This window comes from Sphingobium sp. Ant17 (assembly GCF_000588875.1).
GTDB lineage: Bacteria > Pseudomonadota > Alphaproteobacteria > Sphingomonadales > Sphingomonadaceae > Sphingobium.
Map to the genome: position 1 here is coordinate 25,224 of NZ_JEMV01000030.1, position 15,189 is coordinate 40,412.

The following is a 15,189-nucleotide window of genomic DNA, read 5'->3' on the forward strand; positions in this document are numbered from 1 at the left end:
GCTGCGGCGCGGCGGGCTATTCGGGGCGCAACGGACGCGCCAGCAGCGCGTCGATGACCTGGGCGAGCGGCGCGGCTTCGGCCAGCAACGCGCACACCGCATCCACCACCGGCATTTCGACCCCGGCCGCCTGCGCGGCCGCGCGCAGCACCGGCGCGGTGAACGCGCCTTCGGCCACGGTGCGGCGGTTGGCGAGCAGGTCGGCCGCCGACTGCCCCTCGCCCAGCCCCTTGCCCAGCGAGAAGTTACGTGAATTGGTGGAGGAACAGGTGAGGACCAGATCGCCCAGCCCCGACAGTCCGCCCAGCGTCTCGGCCCGCGCGCCGCGCGCCAGGCCAAAGCGCGTCATTTCGGCAAAGCCCCGGCTGATCAGCGCCGCCCGCGCATTGAGGCCGAGGCCCGCGCCCTCGGCCACGCCACAGGCGATCGCCAGCACATTCTTGACCGCGCCGCCAATCTCCGCGCCGATCACATCGTCGGACAGATAGGGGCGGAAGGCCGGTCGGGCGATCCGCGCCGCCAGCCGTTCGCCCAGCGCCCGGTCCTCGCACGCGAGCGTAATCGCGGTCGGCAAGCCGCGCGCCACTTCATGCGCAAAAGTCGGGCCGGACAGGACAGCGATCGGCGACTGGGGCTGCGCCTGTTGCGCGACCTCCGACATCAGCAGGCTGGTGCCCGCCTCGATCCCCTTGGAACAGAGCAGCAGCGGCACGCCCGCAGGCGCCTGCGCCACGACGCTGCGCAGATGCTGGGCGGGGCTGACCACCAGCAACAGATCGCAATCGGCCATGTCGGCCATCGCGCCAGTCGCAGCGATCGAAGGCGAGAGCGCAAGGCCCGGCAGATAGAGCGGATTTTCCTGCGCCCCGTTGACCGCATCGACCACTTCGGGCTCCAGCGCCCATAGCCGCACCACCTGCCCTTCAGCGGCCAGCAATTGCGCCAGCGCCGTGCCCCAGGCACCCGCTCCGATAACGCCCGCCTTCATGCTTTCACTCCCGCTCCGCGCGCCTTTTCCGCCGCCGGGTCGAGCGGCCAGCGCGGCCGGGCGGGAACGGTCAGATCATCGACCATCCCCACCGCATAGCGCTCCGCCCCGGCCCAGGCGATCATCGCCGCATTATCGGTGCAAAGCCAGAGCGGCGGCGCGACGAAGGGCAGGTCATGCTCGGCCGCCAGCGCTTCGAGCGCGCCGCGAATCGCCTGGTTGGCGGCGACGCCTCCGGCCACGACCAGCGCCGTCACGCGCTCGCCCGACCCCAGCGCACGGCGGGTGCGGTCGATCAGGCAGTCGATCACCGCCTGCTGAAAGCTCGCGGCGATATCCTGCGTCGAATAGTGCCCCGACTGGACCGCGCGCATCACCGCGCTCTTGAGGCCCGCGAAGGAAAAATGCGGCTCGGCCGTGCCGACCAGTGGCCGGGGCAGCGGCACCGCCTTGGCATTACCCTGCGCCGCCGCCTTTTCGACCAGCGGCCCGCCGGGATAGCCCAGGCCCAGCAGCTTGGCGGTCTTGTCGAACGCCTCGCCCGCCGCATCGTCGATCGTCGTTGCCAGCCGCGCATAATCGCCCGGCCCGCGCACGAGCAAAATCTGGCAATGGCCGCCCGATACCAGCAGCAACATATAGGGAAATTGCAGCGTCGGATCGGCCAGCCGCGGCGAGAGCGCATGGCCTTCCAGATGGTTGACCGCAACCAAGGGCTTGCCCGCCGCATGGGCCAGCGCCTTGCCGGTGACGAGGCCCACCATCACCCCGCCAATCAGGCCCGGCCCGGCGGTCGCGGCGATCACATCGACATCGGCCAAGGTCATTTCCGCATCCGCCAGAGCCGCCGCGATCAGGGGGCCAAGCGCCTCGACATGCGCGCGCGCCGCGATTTCGGGCACGACGCCGCCATAGGGGCGATGCGCTTCCTCCTGCGTCGCCAGGCGATGGGCCAATATCCGCCCGTCGGCCGTCACCAGCGCCGCTGCGGTTTCATCGCAGCTCGATTCCAGGCCAAGGATGATTGTCATTGCCGCTTCCATCTAAAGCCCGTGGTCATTAGAGCAAGCCGCATATGTATTTGTCCGACCGACCGTTGCGCCTTGGCACCAGAGGCTCCCCGCTTGCGCTGGCCCAGGCGCACATGACCGCCCATGCCCTCATCGCCGCCCATGGCTGGGCACCGGACGCGATCGAGATCGTCACCGTCCAGACCAGCGGCGACCGGATCCAGGACCGGGCGCTTGCCGATATCGGCGGCAAGGCGCTGTGGACCAAGGAGCTGGAGCGCGCGCTGGTCGCGCAGGAGATCGACTTCGCCGTCCACAGCATGAAGGATGTCGAAACGGTCCGCCCCGCCATCTTCCAGATCGCTGCGATGCTGCCGCGCGCCGACGTGCGCGACAAGCTGGTGGGGGTGGAGAGTTTCGCCGCGCTGCCCGCCAACCCGATCGTCGGCACCAGTTCGCCGCGCCGCGCTGCGCAGGTCATGCGGCTGCGCCCCGACGCCACCATCACCCTGTTTCGCGGCAATGTCGCCACCCGCCTCGCCAAGCTGGCGGCGGGGGAGGTCCATGCCACGCTGCTGGCGGCGGCGGGCCTCGACCGGCTGGACCAGAGCGATGTCGGCGTGACCATCCCGATCGACACCATGCTGCCCGCCCCGTCGCAGGGCGCGGTGGGGATCGAGGCGCTGGCCGACAATGCGCCGCTGCATGAAGCGCTGGCCGTGATCAGCGATGCCGACACGACCGATGCCGTCGCCGCCGAACGCGCGGTGTTGAAGGCGCTGGGTGGCACCTGCCATTCGCCGATCGCCGCGCTGGCGGTGGTGGACGGGGACGGTCTGTATCTGCGCGCCGAGATCATCAGCCCCGACGGGCAGGAAACGGTGGCCCAGGAAACATGGCTGGCGCGCGGCGACGATGTGGTGGGGCAGGCGGTCGGCCGCGCCCTGCTGGAGCAGGCCAGCTCCGCGCTGCGCGCCCTGTTCGAAGGGTGAGGGTTCGAGGGGTGAGGCGGCTTCTCATCCTGCGCCCCGAACCGGCGGCGGGCAGGACGGCGGACAAGGCCGCGCGCCTGGGCTTCGACGTGCTGCGCCATCCGCTGTTCGCGCCGTTGCCGCTCGACTGGGCCGCGCCCTCCGCAGAGGGATTCGACGCACTGTTGCTGACCAGCGCCAACACGGTGCGGCTCGCCGGGCCGCAACTGGCTGGGTATCGCGCCCTTCCCACCTATGCGGTCGGCGCGGCGACCGCAGCGCCACTTCAGGAAGCAGGCTTTGCCGCCGTGACCCAAGGCGAGGGCGACGCCAGTGCCATCGCGCCCGAATCGCGGCGGATGGTCATCGCGCCGTCCTGCATCTGGCCGGCACCACGGTCGCGCCGATGGAGGCCGGGCCGCTCCGCCTCACCCGGATCGCGGTCTATACGATGGCTAGCCTGCCGCCCGACCCGGCGCTGCTGCGCGCCGCCACCCCCGGTGCCATCCTGCTCGTCCATTCGCCGCGCGCGGGCGAGCGGCTGGCCGAACGCATCGCCGCCAATGAGCGGGCCATGCTGCATATCGTGGCGATCAGCCAAGCCGCCCTTGCCGCCTGCGGCCCCGGCTGGGCCAGCGGTTCCGCGCCGCACCAACCGGTCGATGACGACATGCTGGCCCTCGCCCTGTCTTTGTGCGAATGACGGGGTAATGACAGGCGAAAGGGTCAGCATGCACGACGCGGACGGCGATAGGAGTATCCCCGCAACCCCGCCCCCTGCCCGTCGGTGGAGCATCCTGCCGCTGGCGACCCTGGTGCTGCTCGCCTTCGTGATCGGCGTCGCGCTCACCGTCTGGGCCTGGCCGAAAATCCAGCAGCGCTGGAACGGCCAATCGACCCGGCCCGTCGCCGCCATGCCGCAAGCCGGTACGCCATCACCGGCCATCGCGCCCAACGCCATGAGCGCCAGCAGCGCCCAGATGCTCGACGCCCGCGTCGCCGCGCTGGACGAACGACTGACCCGCATCACGGTCGAGGCGCAGGCCGCATCGGGTAATGCCGCCCGGGCCGAGGGGTTGCTGATCGCCTTCGCCGCGCGCCGCGCGCTCGATAATGGCGGATCGCTCGGTTATATCGAGGCGCAACTGCGCTCCCGTTTCGGCCAGGCTCAGCCGCGCGCGGTCGCCACCATCATCAATGCCGCGCGGGAGCCGGTAACGCTGGCCGATTTGCGCGTCGGCCTCACCGACCTTGGCGATCAATTGACCACGCCGCCGGTGGAAAGCGACTGGTGGGACGCCATCGCCCATGAAGCGCGCGAACTGGTGACGATCCGCAAGGCGTCCGCCCCCTCGCCCCGGCCCCAGGCCGCGCTGGAGCGTGCCGTGCGCTATCTCGACGGCGGGCGCGTGAGCGCGGCGCTGGCCGAAATAGAGCGCATGCCGGGCCGCGCCGCTGCGGATCGCTGGCTCCAATTTGCGCGCCGCTATCTCGAAGCGCGCCGCGCGCTCGACCTGATCGAGACTGCTGCGATCCTCGAACCGCGTCCCTTGCGGTCCATCGATCCTGCCCCCGCCAGCCCTGTCCTTCCGACATCCTGAGCCAATACAGCGACGAACCGTTCGTCTCATAAGACGAAACCAATAGACGCGCGCGGCGTTTGTCACGATAACGTCATCTTTGCCCGAATGGGCCTGGGATTCTTGTTTTCGTGCCACCTTACGCCCAAACCGTCAGCAGTTTTTGGAAAGATCGTTTCGCATCGGGGCCAGCCGCGCCGGTGCGGCCTTCCTTGTCGCATCTGCTCGGCAACCTCTCGGTCCCCCGCGATCTCGCCCGCACCCAGGCGCAGGCGGATATGCTGGCGCAGCAGATCAGGGGCGATGGTCGTTCCATCTTGCTGATCCCCGGCCTCCTCGCGTCCGAACGGCGGATGGGCGCGATGCGCCAGATTTTGACGGCAGCGGGCTATGCCGCGCATGATTGGGCGATGGGCCGCAATTATGGGCCGAAACCCGACAGCTGGAACAGATCGACCGTCGCGTCGATGCCATCCGGCGTGAAGGCGGCGGGCCGGTGACGCTCGTGGGCTGGAGCCTTGGCGGGCTGTATGCGCGCGAATATGCCAAATATGCGGCGCACAAGGTCGGTGGCGTGGTCACCATGGGCACGCCCTTTTCCGGCGATCCGCGCGCCAATCATGCCTGGCGTCTCTACCAGCTCGTATCGGGCTTTCCGGTCGACAATCCGCCCTTCCCCTGCACCCGCGAGGCCAAGCCCCCGGTGCCCACGGTCGCGCTGTGGTCGCAGCGCGACGGCGTGATCCTGCCCGAATGCGCCAAGGGCCGCAGCGGCGAGCGCGACAAGGCGATCGAGGTCGATTGCACCCATATGGCTTCGCCGCCGCGCCCGAAGGCATATTGGCCGTCGCCAAGGCGCTGGAGACGATGCGCGCATAGGGCATCCAGACGGCCTGGCGCGACCGGTAGGGTCACAGGGCGCAAGTTCACACCATGACAGGCCACGCGTTTCCGAGCGTTTTCGCTGTAATTGCCACCGTGGCGTACCACCCAAGCCCCCGCGACGCGCCACCGAAGCACCGCTAAAGTCACACCGACGCGACGGCGACGCGACAGGCGGGTCACTACGCATGGCGGTCGGTGGGGGGGGGGGGGGGGCGACGGGCGGACTGGTCCATCGACAAGGATAGATCAGAGCAAATCCTATTTCGGAAGCGGAATAGGATTTGGTGTGGGCGCATCGGCGCAGATAGACTTCGGATTAAATGGGTGGTTTGCGGAATGTCGGGTTTCGGACAGGCATAGGCCGATAGTGGACATGCTATGGTGACGGAAAACCCTGCTTTTGGGTTTCCGGGGCATTGATGCAATCCGGCAGTGTTTTTCGGGCAATTGGGCAGGATAAAGGGTCGCGCAATCTGGAAAACGGCGCGATTAAAGAGCATTTTCACCGCTCCCTGACGGCTATCATGTGATTTTCGGCGATAAACGTCTTGCATGACGATCGCCCGCTATATGAAAGTCGCCGATCGTGGGGACGAGATATTTGGGAATGTTTTCGACAAAGCCGGGTGAAGCGCCAGCAGATGGTTGGCACCAAAAACGACCATTTTATCAAGGAGCTTATCGTCAAAGGTCGCTATAATCTGATGCAGATGGTTATTGCGCGCATCCGTCTCGCTTCGGACGATACGGGGAAGCTAGATCAGCCCCCGCAAAGGCGTGCCAAGATTACGTGCATTTTTCTGAAATCGAGTAGGGCACATCGTACGTTTCCTTGAACCAATCCTCAAAGCTGAAGGATTTTTCGATGTCAGGGAAATATCGTCTCATGCGCTCAACTAGCGCTGCCGGGGACGTGCCCTTATCATTGGTCATACGGCGCAACACATGAGAACCGAGAATATCGGCGCTGTTGAAGCCGGAGGCTCTGCTATGTGTGATCAGTTCAGAGGTTGAGAGATCGCCACCCATGACCGATAGGCCTCGATCAGCTGCAAGCGCTACAGCATATAAAGGCTCCGGAATGCGGCCCGCGCGTAGCATGTTTTTAGCGTCATTGATGACATGAGGAGGGTCTTTCCCCAATGACGACGGTACGCCCTCGACAATGAGAAAGGGCAATCCACGTCCAAGTTCACGCTGGATGAGGTTATGAGTTGCACTAGTCGGATCGAACTCATGTCGCGAAGCCAAAAATCGAATCTTAGCTTGGCTGTTGGCGTAGCCACAATAAATGGCGGTTCCCAAGGCATTAATTCGGACGGGGGAATTGAGCAAGGCTCAGCAAACTTTGTAGCCCCACCAATATTTGGCCATAGTGCAAGGCCAAGCGATGAGGTCAGAACGGTTCGTCGATTAAACAAAGCGAGCCCTCCAGGTAACACCATTTCCCTAACTACCTTCGGCTTAACCAAGGCTGACAGATGAATATATCCATTGCGCAATGCTAGCTAAATGGCTCCGCGCTTCTTTGGTGCGGCATCGGTCAATGCACGAAAAACAGGTGAAATCCGTTCATTCATTCGGGGCTTCCGCTTGATCCGCGACGTCGGTGATCGGCGGCCACTGGCGGCGCGCATGCAGCAAGCGCAAGATGCGCACCAGATCGTCGGCGACATCGTAAACCAGGATATAGTTGCGATGCACCACTAGCTCGTATGTCCCTGTCACACGGCCTGGGCGTGCGATTGCGGGATGGTTGACCAGATTGCGCGCCTTCTGCGTGAACAATGCATCCAGCGTCAGGGCGGCCGCTGGATTTTCCTTGGCAATGTAGGTGCGTATGTGCCGCCGGTCTTGGCGCGCCTCAAGCGTCCATGCGAGCTTCACGCCCTGCCAGCCATCCTAGCCCGCGTCTCGTCCCGCCATGCCTCCGCTTCCTGTTCGACGTCATCGTCAGAGACGAGACGTCCGGCATTGGCCGAATCCAGCCCGACCTGCACCTGCTTCCGGAACCATGCGTCATGGTCAGCCGGCTGGCGTTCGCCCGACACATAGTCGCGCATGAAATCGCGGATGAGTTGTGCGCCGGTGCGATCATGGGCCTTCGCAGCGTCGGCAAAGGCGCTTTTAAGGGCGTCATCGACCCGGAAGGTAAAGGTGGACTCGCCCATGCTGCCATCTCCATGTGTTACAAGATTAGCGCATGGTAACATGAAACCCCTTACAATGGAGGGTTTTATGTTCGCTCCTCGTCGCGCCTCCCCTCAGGACTGGAGGCGGCGCAGCGCTTCGTCCCGGCCGATCAGCGGCAGCAGCAGGCTCATGTCCGGGCCATGATCGAGGCCGGTCAGCGCGCGGCGCAGGGGGAGGAAGAGGGTTTTGCCCTTGCGGCCCGTTTCGTCCTTCAACGCCTGGGTCAGTGTGCGCCAGATACAGGCGTCGAACGGCAGGTCAGCCAGCAGGCGGTGCGCGGCGGTCAGGAAGGCCTGGTCTTCGGTGGCCGGCGCGGGGGCATCGACGGGGCCGGTGACGATCCGCCACCAGTCAGCCGCGCCCGCCACGGTTTCCAGATTGGGGCGGATCGCGTCCCAAGCCGAGGCGTCCATGCCGTCGGGTAGCCGCCCAGCCACCGCCTCATAGGGCAGGAGATGCACGATCTTCTGGTTCAGCCCCGCCAGTTCCGCCTCATCGAAGCGCGCGGGGGCGCGGCCGAAATGGGCGAAATCGAAACTGTCGATCAGCGGCGCCATATCGGCGAACGGCTCGACCGACTGGCTGCTGCCGAGCCGCGCCAGCAGCGACGCGATCGCCATGGGTTCCAGCCCCAGCTCGCGGAAATGCGCGACGCCGAGCGACCCCAGCCGCTTGGACAATTTGCCCTCCGCCCCCGTCAGCAGCGCTTCATGCGCGAATGCGGGGAGCGGCGCGCCGAGCGCTGCAAACATCTGGATCTGGGTCGCGGTGTTGGAGACATGATCTTCGCCGCGCAGGACGTGGGTGACGCCCATGTCGATGTCATCGATCACCGATGGCAACATATAGAGCCAACTGCCATCGGCGCGGCGGATCACCGGATCGGACAATAATTTGGGGTCGAACCGCTGTTCGCCGCGAATGAGGTCGGTCCAGACGATCGGCTGGTCATGGTCCAGCTTGAACCGCCAATGCGGCTGGCGGCCTTCGGCTTCATAGGCCGCGATCTCTTCCGGCGCCAGGCTCAGCGCGCCGCGATCATAGACTGGCGGCAATCCCCGGCCCAGCAGCACCTTGCGCCGCAATTCCAGTTCCTGTTGCGTCTCATAGGCCGGATAGACATGGCCCGCCGCGCGCAACGCCGCGAACCGGCTTTCATACAGCGCGAACCGTTCGGACTGCTTGGCCTCCGCGTCCCAGGTCAGGCCCAGCCAGTGCAGGTCGGCGCGGATCGCGTCGGCATATTCGGGGCGGGAGCGTTCAAGGTCCGTATCGTCCAGCCGCAGCAGGAATTGCCCGCCTGATTTTTGCGCGAACAGCCAGTTATGCAGTGCGGCGCGGATGTTGCCGACGTGGAGATGGCCGGTGGGGGACGGCGCGAAACGGGTGATGACGGTCATGGATATCTGGTCCTGATCCCGTTCGCCCTGAGCCTGTCGAAGGGCTGTTCTTCTTCAGAAGAAGGACGAGGCTTCGACAAGCTCAGCCCGAACGGAGTTTGGGGTGTCATGTTCTAAACGCATTGGTGATGGGATAGCGGCGGTCGCGGCCGAAATTGCGGGTGCCGAGCTTGACGCCGGGGGGCGACTGGCGGCGCTTATATTCGGCGACATAGAGCAGCCGCTCGATCCGCGCGACCGTCTCGCGCTCGAAGCCGCGCGCGACCAGTTGTTCAACCGACAACTCCTCCTCGACCAGGCCGTAGAGGATCGGGTCGAGCACTTCATAAGGCGGCAGGCTGTCGTCGTCGCGCTGGTCGGCGCGCAATTCGGCGCTGGGCGGCTTGCTGATCACCCGTTCGGGCATCACCGGGCCGGTGGGGCCAAAGCCTTCGCCGAGCGTCGGGACATGTTCGTTGCGCCAACGGCACAGGTCAAACACCGTCGTCTTATAGGCGTCCTTCAACACCGAATAGCCGCCCGCCATATCGCCATAGATGGTGGCATAGCCGACCGACATCTCGCTCTTGTTGCCGGTGGTCAGCAGCATGTGGCCGAACTTGTTGGACAGCGCCATCAGCGTCACGCCCCGGATGCGCGACTGGATATTCTCTTCGGTCAGGTCGCGCTGCCGCTCGGCGAATACATCGCCCAGCATCGTGTCGAACGCGCCGACCGCCGGTTCGATGGGGATGCTGTCATAACGCACGCCCAGCAGCCGCGCGCAGGCGACGGCATCGTCCAGGCTCTCCTGGCTGGTGAAGCGCGAGGGCATCATCACGCACCACACGCGGTCCGGCCCCAGCGCATCGACCGCGACGGCGGCGGACAGCGCGCTATCGATCCCGCCCGACAGGCCCAGCACGACGCCGGGAAAACGGTTGCGGTTCACATAATCGCGCAGGCCCAGCACCATCGCATTATAGATGTCGGCGGGCCGGTCATCCAGGACATGGCGATCGCCCGGCAGGCAGACCCACTGCCCCGCCTGCTTCTCCCACGTCGTCAGCACCAGCGCTTCGTCCCAGTCGGGCATCTGGTGCGCGATCGACAGGTCGGCGTTCATCACGAAGGACGCGCCGTCGAACACCAGTTCATCCTGCCCGCCGACGCGGTTGAGATAGGCGAGCGGCAAATTGGTCTCGCGCACCCGCGTCCCCGCGACGCCATTGGTGCGGCGGTCATCCTTGTCGACCTCGAACGGGCTGCCATTGGGGCTGATCAATATGTCCGCGCCCTGCGCCTTGAGATGCGCGGTGACGAAGGAGAACCAGATATCCTCGCAGATCGGCACGCCGATCTTCACGCCCTTGAAGTCGATGGGCGCGGGCAGCGGGCCGGGCGCGAACAGGCGCTTTTCATCGAACGTGCCGTAATTGGGCAGCTCGCGCTTCTGGCGGATGGCGGTGACCGCCCCGCCTTCCAGCAGCGCGACGACGTTGAACAACACACCCTGCGCCGCGACCACGGTACCGACCAGCATCGCCGGGCCGCCATCGCCGGTCGCCTGCGCCAGCCGGTCCAATTCCTGATTGGCGCGCTCGACCAGCGCGGGCTTCAACACCAGGTCTTCGGGCGGGTAGCCGATCAGCTGCAATTCGGGATAGACGATCAGGTCGGCGTCCATCGCCCGCCCGCGCCATTCCAGCATCGCGTCGGCATTGGCGGCAAGGTCGCCCACCGACTGGGTCATCTGGGCAAGGGCGATCACGAGTTTGTCGGTCATGGACGCGGCCCCTAATGCATTTTTCCGGTTGGCGCAAAAGCGCCTTTCCACCGCGACCCTGCGCCGCTACAGGGGCGGCGTTTCACCCAGCGTCATCAATTCGTCACGCCTTTTCATTTCAGGGGGTTTTGGCCATGAAGCTCATGACCGGCAATTCGAACAAGCCGCTCGCGGCCGCCATCGCCGACTATATCGAAATTCCCCTGACCGACGCCAGCGTCCGCCGCTTCGCCGATGAGGAAGTGTTCGTGGAAATCCACGAAAATGTCCGGGGCGAAGATGTGTTCGTGCTGCAATCGACCAGCTATCCCACCAACGACAATCTGATGGAATTGCTGATCATGATCGATGCGCTGAAACGCGCGTCGGCCAAGCGAATCACCGCCGTCGTCCCCTATTTCGGCTATGCCCGGCAGGATCGGAAGCCCGGCCCCCGCACCCCGATCAGCGCCAAGCTGGTCGCCAACCTGATCACCAAGCGGGCGCCGACCGCGTCCTCTCGGTCGATCTGCACGCCGGGCAGATCCAGGGCTTTTTCGACATTCCGACCGACAATCTGTTCGGTGCGCCAGTCATGTCGGCGGATATCCAGGCGCGCTTTGGCGACCGCAACCTGATGGTCGTGTCGCCCGACGTCGGCGGCGTGGTGCGTGCGCGGGCGCTCGCCAAGCGGCTCGACAACGCCCCGCTCGCCATCGTCGATAAGCGCCGCGAGCGCGCGGGCGAATCCGAAGTGATGAACATCATCGGCGACGTCGCGGGGCGCTTTTGCGTCCTGATCGACGATATCGTCGATTCGGCCGGCACGCTCTGCAACGCGGCCTCCGCGCTCAAGGCGGCCGGGGCCGAGGACGTCGTCGCCTATGTCAGCCATGGCGTGCTGTCGGGCGGCGCGGTCGCGCGCGTGGATGCGTCCGACCTGCTGGAACTGGTCATCACCGACACGATCCAGGGGACCGAGGCGGTCAACACCGCCAAGAAGGTCCGCCACCTGCCCATCGCCCCGCTGCTGGGCGAAGCGATCAAGCGCATTGCTGACGAAAGTTCGGTATCCAGCCTGTTCGACTGATCGGCGCAGGACGGCAATTGCCGTCTTGCCCAAAGCCGCGCCGCTCGTTATCGGGCTGGCGTCCGTTACGCTCGTTTGAGCGCAGCGGGCAAAGATCGCGCCGGTGCCTCTTGATCGAGGCTTAAAAGGGAAGGCGGTGCGGATGGGTCACACCATCCAAAGCCGCAGCTGTCCCTGCAACTGTAAGCGGTGAGCGTGATGTACACGGCTTCCTCCTGGAAGGAAGCAGCCACTGGACCCTTAAAAAGTCTGGGAAGGTCGTACATGACGACATGACCCGTGAGCCAGGAGACCTGCCGGCGTTCTGGTCGCTCTTGCCTTGGTCCAGGGGATGGCCGCGGCACGGTAACTCTCCGTCTGAGCGACGACAGGAAGGCGGCCGGGGCCGCAACCGTCGTGGGACGCTGGGCTATATATGCGCCGGTTCGTCGCCCTGCGTCGGCCGTCGATCGGCGGGCCATGCGCCTATCATCGACATGCTCCACCGCCCGATATCGCTCGGCGCGGAGGAGACTATAGATGTACAAACACGGCATATCCCTGCTGGCGCTGGCGGCTGCCAGTCCCGTTTTCGCCCAGGCGCCCGAACAGATTTCGGACCTGAGCGGCAACAGCACCCCCATCATCGTCACCGCCTCGCGCGTCACCAGCGAAGCGCGCGAGATCGGCAGCGCGGTGTCGATCATCACCCGCGCCGATATCCAACGCAACCAGATCCTCTTCTTGAAAGACATATTGCAGGACGCGCCCGGCGTGCAGACGACGGCCGACCGGCCCGGCCAGCTGACCAGCGTCCGCATCCGGGGATCGAACAATAATGAGATTCTCTGGCTGATCGACGGCATCGAACTGGGCGACCCCAGCGCGATCAGCACCCAGTTCCAGGCCGATCACCTGACCAGCCGCGACATCGACCGGGTCGAAATCCTGCGCGGCAACCAAAGCTCGCTCTATGGCTCCGACGCGGTTGGCGGCGTCATCAACATCATCACCCAGCGCGCGACCGAAGAAGGCTTGCAGGTCAATGCCGAAGCCGAAGCCGGTTCCTACGGCATGCGCAGCGGCGGCGCATCGTTGCTGGGCAAGAGCGGCGCGCTCGATTTTCGCCTGACCGCGACCGGCTATCGCCATGACGGCCCCTCGCTCGCCGATCCCCGCACCGCCAGCCCCACAGGGTCGGCCACCGAACAGGACGCATATCGCCGCTACGGCTTTAGCGGCCGGGTCGGCTATCAGGCGACCGACACCTTGTCGCTGCAAGCGATCGGCTATTGGTTCGACGCCTTCAGCGATCTCGACAATACGACGTCCGACAGCGACGACACCGCCAAAACACGCGACTATGCCGCCGCGGGCCAGGCCAGCTACAAGAGCCTGGACGGCCAGTTCACCGCCGACCTGACCGCCAGCCGCTATGCCGCGCGCCGCCGCTATTTCGGCACCTGGAACCGGGCCGAAGGCGACCTGTTCCGTGGCACCAAGGACGAACTGACGCTGGCCCTCGCCTATGGCGGCACCGGCCCTGTCAGCCTGGCCGCAGGGGGCAATTATGAGCGGGAGAAGACGACCCAGATCACCAGCTTCTCCGGCGCTTTCCCCGCCCGCGTCAACACCCGCTCGGCCTATGCCGAAATCGCGCTGCGGCCGGTTGCGGGGCTTACCCTGACTGGCGCGGCGCGGGTCGACGATAATAGCCGCTTCGGCACGTTCGACACCTATCGCGGTACGCTGGCCTATGCGCTGGGCGCGCTCAAGCTGCGCGCCAGCTATGGCACGGGGGCGAAGGCACCGGGCCTCTATCAATTGTTCGACCCGACCTATGGCAATCCAGACCTGCAGGTCGAAACCAGCCGGGGCGGCGATGTCGGCTTCGACCTCGCGCTGGCCGAAGGGCTGACCGCGCAGGTCAGCTATTTCTTCACCCGCAAGACCAACGAAATTAATTTCGACGCAGCCGTCCGCCCTTTGGTGGCTATGGCCAGTTCGGCCGCACCCGTGCGGAGGGGATAGAGGTCGGCGTCACTGCCCAGCCGCTGCCCTGGCTCGGTGTCAGCCAGACCTATGGCTATACCGACCATGAGCTGGATAGCGACATGGACGGCACCTATGTCAACAGCGGTCGCCCGCGCTATACCGGCACCACATCGGTCATCCTGACCCCGGCCGAACGCGCATCGATGACCGCGCGGGTCCGCTATCATGATGGCGATTCGTCGGGCTTTGGCGGCGCGACCCAGGCCTATACGGTGGTCGACCTGCTCGCCTCCTACGGCATCACCGACCGGGTCGAACTCTATGGCCGCGTCATCAACCTGTTCGATAAATGGTATCAGGTCAGCTACGGCACCCAGACGCTCGGCCTGTCGGCCTATGGCGGCGTGCGCCTGAGCTTCTGATATGATCCCGTCCCCGCCATCAGACCCCGTAAGGCAGGCTGCGCTTGGCCAAGGCCGGGTCGTTGGCGGGGAAGGGTCAGCGCGGCTTGACCGCGCGGGCGATCGCCTGCGCCGCCTGCACATAGGCGGGGCCGCCGCATACCGTCCACGCCTGCGGAATGGCGATGCGCGGGATAGTGCGCAGCGCGGGGTGGTGCAGCATTTCGGTGCCCTGATCGGTCACTTTCTGCGTCGCGCTTTCGATGATCAGATAGTCGGGCCGCGCCGCCACCATCTCCTCCAGGCTCATCTGCGACAGGGCGGGTTTGCCCAAGCGAGTCGCCAGATTGGTGACGCCCGTGCGCGCCAGCAGATCGTCGATCAGCGTGCCCGATCCGGTCAGATAGCCGCGCCGCTGATAATAAGCCGCCACCGGCGCGCGCGCGGGCCGGGGCAATCGCGCCAGGTCCGCCTCCATCCGCGCGATCAGCGCCTCGCCACGCGCGGGATGCCCCACCGCCTGCGCCACCTGCCGGATCGAGGCAAGGATGCTGGCGTAATTTTCCGCCGATTGCAGGTCGAGCGTGCGGAAGGGCAGGCTCTTGAACGGGGCGAGTGCCGGATGCCGCGCGCGGGCAGGCCGATCACCAGATCGGGCCGTGCCGCCAGCACTTCCTCCGACGTGCCGCGCAGCATCGGCAGGCCGCGCGCCGCCTCTGCCGCCGCCGACATGTCGGAATCGCGCACATTGCTGGTCAGCCCGGCAATCTGCGACCGGTCGGCCAGCGCCAGCACCAGTTGATCGGAACACAGGTTCAGCGACACGATACGCTCCGGCCGCTGGGGCGCAACGCCACGCCGCTCGGCCGCCGCGCCGGGCAAAGCAACGCACAACAGGCAGGTGGCAAGGGCAAGCGAGCGCAAGATCATCATCGCGCTTCCATAACGCCCCG

14 protein-coding genes, 3 pseudogenes and 1 riboswitch are annotated in these 15,189 nt (G+C 65.7%); of the genes and pseudogenes, 9 read left to right on the forward strand and 8 right to left on the reverse strand.

Annotated features, from left to right (window positions below; translation table 11 throughout):
- Nucleotides 1-16: 16 nt before the first annotated feature.
- On the reverse strand, nt 17-988 hold the full coding sequence (locus tag BF95_RS14185; protein WP_043152061.1) for an NAD(P)H-dependent glycerol-3-phosphate dehydrogenase: 972 nt from the start codon (nt 986-988) through the stop codon (nt 17-19).
- Complete coding sequence (gene tsaD / locus BF95_RS14190) at nt 985-2,019, reverse strand: tRNA (adenosine(37)-N6)-threonylcarbamoyltransferase complex transferase subunit TsaD (protein WP_043152111.1); 1,035 nt, start codon at nt 2,017-2,019, stop codon at nt 985-987. The genes BF95_RS14185 and tsaD overlap by 4 nt, the downstream gene beginning before the upstream one ends.
- A 44-nt stretch (nt 2,020-2,063) precedes the next feature.
- Here tsaD and hemC point away from each other — a divergent pair, with 44 nt between their 5' ends.
- The 6 genes and pseudogenes from hemC to BF95_RS29275 all read left to right on the forward strand — a co-directional run bounded on the left by hemC (nt 2,064) and on the right by BF95_RS29275 (nt 5,486).
- On the forward strand, nt 2,064-2,990 hold the full coding sequence (gene hemC / locus BF95_RS14195; protein WP_043152062.1) for a hydroxymethylbilane synthase: 927 nt from the start codon (nt 2,064-2,066) through the stop codon (nt 2,988-2,990).
- Nucleotides 2,894-3,256 (forward strand): annotated as a pseudogene (locus tag BF95_RS30715) (uroporphyrinogen-III synthase); the annotation flags it as partial. The gene hemC and the pseudogene BF95_RS30715, both read left to right, overlap by 97 nt.
- A 119-nt stretch (nt 3,257-3,375) precedes the next feature.
- Nucleotides 3,376-3,672: a hypothetical protein gene (locus BF95_RS30720; protein ID WP_327195468.1), complete on the forward strand. Its 297-nt coding sequence runs from the start codon at nt 3,376-3,378 to the stop codon at nt 3,670-3,672.
- 28 nt (nt 3,673-3,700) lie between these two features.
- Complete coding sequence (locus BF95_RS14205) at nt 3,701-4,570, forward strand: hypothetical protein (protein ID WP_043152112.1); 870 nt, start codon at nt 3,701-3,703, stop codon at nt 4,568-4,570.
- 110 nt (nt 4,571-4,680) lie between these two features.
- The gene (locus BF95_RS29270) at nt 4,681-5,049 is read left to right on the forward strand and encodes a hypothetical protein (protein WP_235209759.1); all 369 of its coding nucleotides are present in this window, start codon (nt 4,681-4,683) and stop codon (nt 5,047-5,049) included.
- Nucleotides 5,046-5,486 (forward strand): alpha/beta hydrolase, encoded by a 441-nt coding sequence (locus BF95_RS29275; RefSeq protein WP_235209760.1) that lies wholly within the window; start codon nt 5,046-5,048, stop codon nt 5,484-5,486. Before BF95_RS29270 ends, BF95_RS29275 begins: the two co-directional genes overlap by 4 nt.
- A gap of 734 nt (nt 5,487-6,220) precedes the next feature.
- Here BF95_RS29275 and BF95_RS27415 read toward each other — a convergent pair.
- The 5 genes from BF95_RS27415 to BF95_RS14235 all read right to left on the reverse strand — a co-directional run bounded on the left by BF95_RS27415 (nt 6,221) and on the right by BF95_RS14235 (nt 10,792).
- Nucleotides 6,221-6,739 (reverse strand): hypothetical protein, encoded by a 519-nt coding sequence (locus tag BF95_RS27415; protein ID WP_235209761.1) that lies wholly within the window; start codon nt 6,737-6,739, stop codon nt 6,221-6,223.
- Between the two features lie 267 nt (nt 6,740-7,006).
- On the reverse strand, nt 7,007-7,321 hold the full coding sequence (locus BF95_RS14220) for a type II toxin-antitoxin system RelE/ParE family toxin (RefSeq protein WP_051520032.1): 315 nt from the start codon (nt 7,319-7,321) through the stop codon (nt 7,007-7,009).
- On the reverse strand, nt 7,318-7,605 hold the full coding sequence (locus tag BF95_RS14225; protein WP_043152065.1) for a CopG family ribbon-helix-helix protein: 288 nt from the start codon (nt 7,603-7,605) through the stop codon (nt 7,318-7,320). Before BF95_RS14225 ends, BF95_RS14220 begins: the two co-directional genes overlap by 4 nt.
- A gap of 93 nt (nt 7,606-7,698) precedes the next feature.
- Complete coding sequence (gene gltX / locus BF95_RS14230) at nt 7,699-9,027, reverse strand: glutamate--tRNA ligase (RefSeq protein WP_043152066.1); 1,329 nt, start codon at nt 9,025-9,027, stop codon at nt 7,699-7,701.
- Between the two features lie 106 nt (nt 9,028-9,133).
- The gene (locus BF95_RS14235) at nt 9,134-10,792 is read right to left on the reverse strand and encodes an NAD+ synthase (protein ID WP_043152068.1); all 1,659 of its coding nucleotides are present in this window, start codon (nt 10,790-10,792) and stop codon (nt 9,134-9,136) included.
- Nucleotides 10,793-10,926: 134 nt separating this feature from the next.
- Here BF95_RS14235 and BF95_RS14240 point away from each other — a divergent pair.
- The 3 genes and pseudogenes from BF95_RS14240 (at nt 10,927) to BF95_RS30375 (ending at nt 14,257) form a co-directional block, all read left to right on the forward strand.
- A pseudogene (locus BF95_RS14240) lies at nt 10,927-11,861 on the forward strand (ribose-phosphate pyrophosphokinase).
- Nucleotides 11,862-11,945: 84 nt separating this feature from the next.
- Nucleotides 11,946-12,176: riboswitch (cobalamin riboswitch) on the forward strand.
- 204 nt (nt 12,177-12,380) lie between these two features.
- Entirely contained in the window at nt 12,381-13,871 is a 1,491-nt protein-coding gene (locus BF95_RS14245) for a TonB-dependent receptor plug domain-containing protein (protein ID WP_043152069.1), read from the forward strand.
- Nucleotides 13,868-14,257 (forward strand): TonB-dependent receptor domain-containing protein, encoded by a 390-nt coding sequence (locus BF95_RS30375; protein ID WP_081764168.1) that lies wholly within the window; start codon nt 13,868-13,870, stop codon nt 14,255-14,257. The genes BF95_RS14245 and BF95_RS30375 overlap by 4 nt, the downstream gene beginning before the upstream one ends.
- Nucleotides 14,258-14,333: 76 nt before the next feature.
- Here BF95_RS30375 and BF95_RS31085 read toward each other — a convergent pair.
- A pseudogene (locus BF95_RS31085) lies at nt 14,334-15,169 on the reverse strand (ABC transporter substrate-binding protein).
- Nucleotides 15,170-15,189: the final 20 nt, after the last annotated feature.

Excerpts from the sequence above, each read along its gene's own strand:
- BF95_RS14185 (WP_043152061.1), bottom strand. The coding sequence starts at position 988 with ATGAAGGCGGGCGTTATCGGAGCGGGTGCCTGGGGCACGGCGCTGGCG.
- tsaD (WP_043152111.1), bottom strand. The coding sequence starts at position 2,019 with ATGACAATCATCCTTGGCCTGGAATCGAGCTGCGATGAAACCGCAGCG.
- BF95_RS14235 (WP_043152068.1), bottom strand. The coding sequence starts at position 10,792 with ATGACCGACAAACTCGTGATCGCCCTTGCCCAGATGACCCAGTCGGTG.
- gltX (WP_043152066.1), bottom strand. The coding sequence starts at position 9,027 with ATGACCGTCATCACCCGTTTCGCGCCGTCCCCCACCGGCCATCTCCAC.
- BF95_RS14245 (WP_043152069.1), top strand. The coding sequence starts at position 12,381 with ATGTACAAACACGGCATATCCCTGCTGGCGCTGGCGGCTGCCAGTCCC.
- BF95_RS14225 (WP_043152065.1), bottom strand. The coding sequence starts at position 7,605 with ATGGGCGAGTCCACCTTTACCTTCCGGGTCGATGACGCCCTTAAAAGC.
- BF95_RS30720 (WP_327195468.1), top strand. The coding sequence starts at position 3,376 with ATGGAGGCCGGGCCGCTCCGCCTCACCCGGATCGCGGTCTATACGATG.
- hemC (WP_043152062.1), top strand. The coding sequence starts at position 2,064 with ATGTATTTGTCCGACCGACCGTTGCGCCTTGGCACCAGAGGCTCCCCG.
- BF95_RS14205 (WP_043152112.1), top strand. The coding sequence starts at position 3,701 with ATGCACGACGCGGACGGCGATAGGAGTATCCCCGCAACCCCGCCCCCT.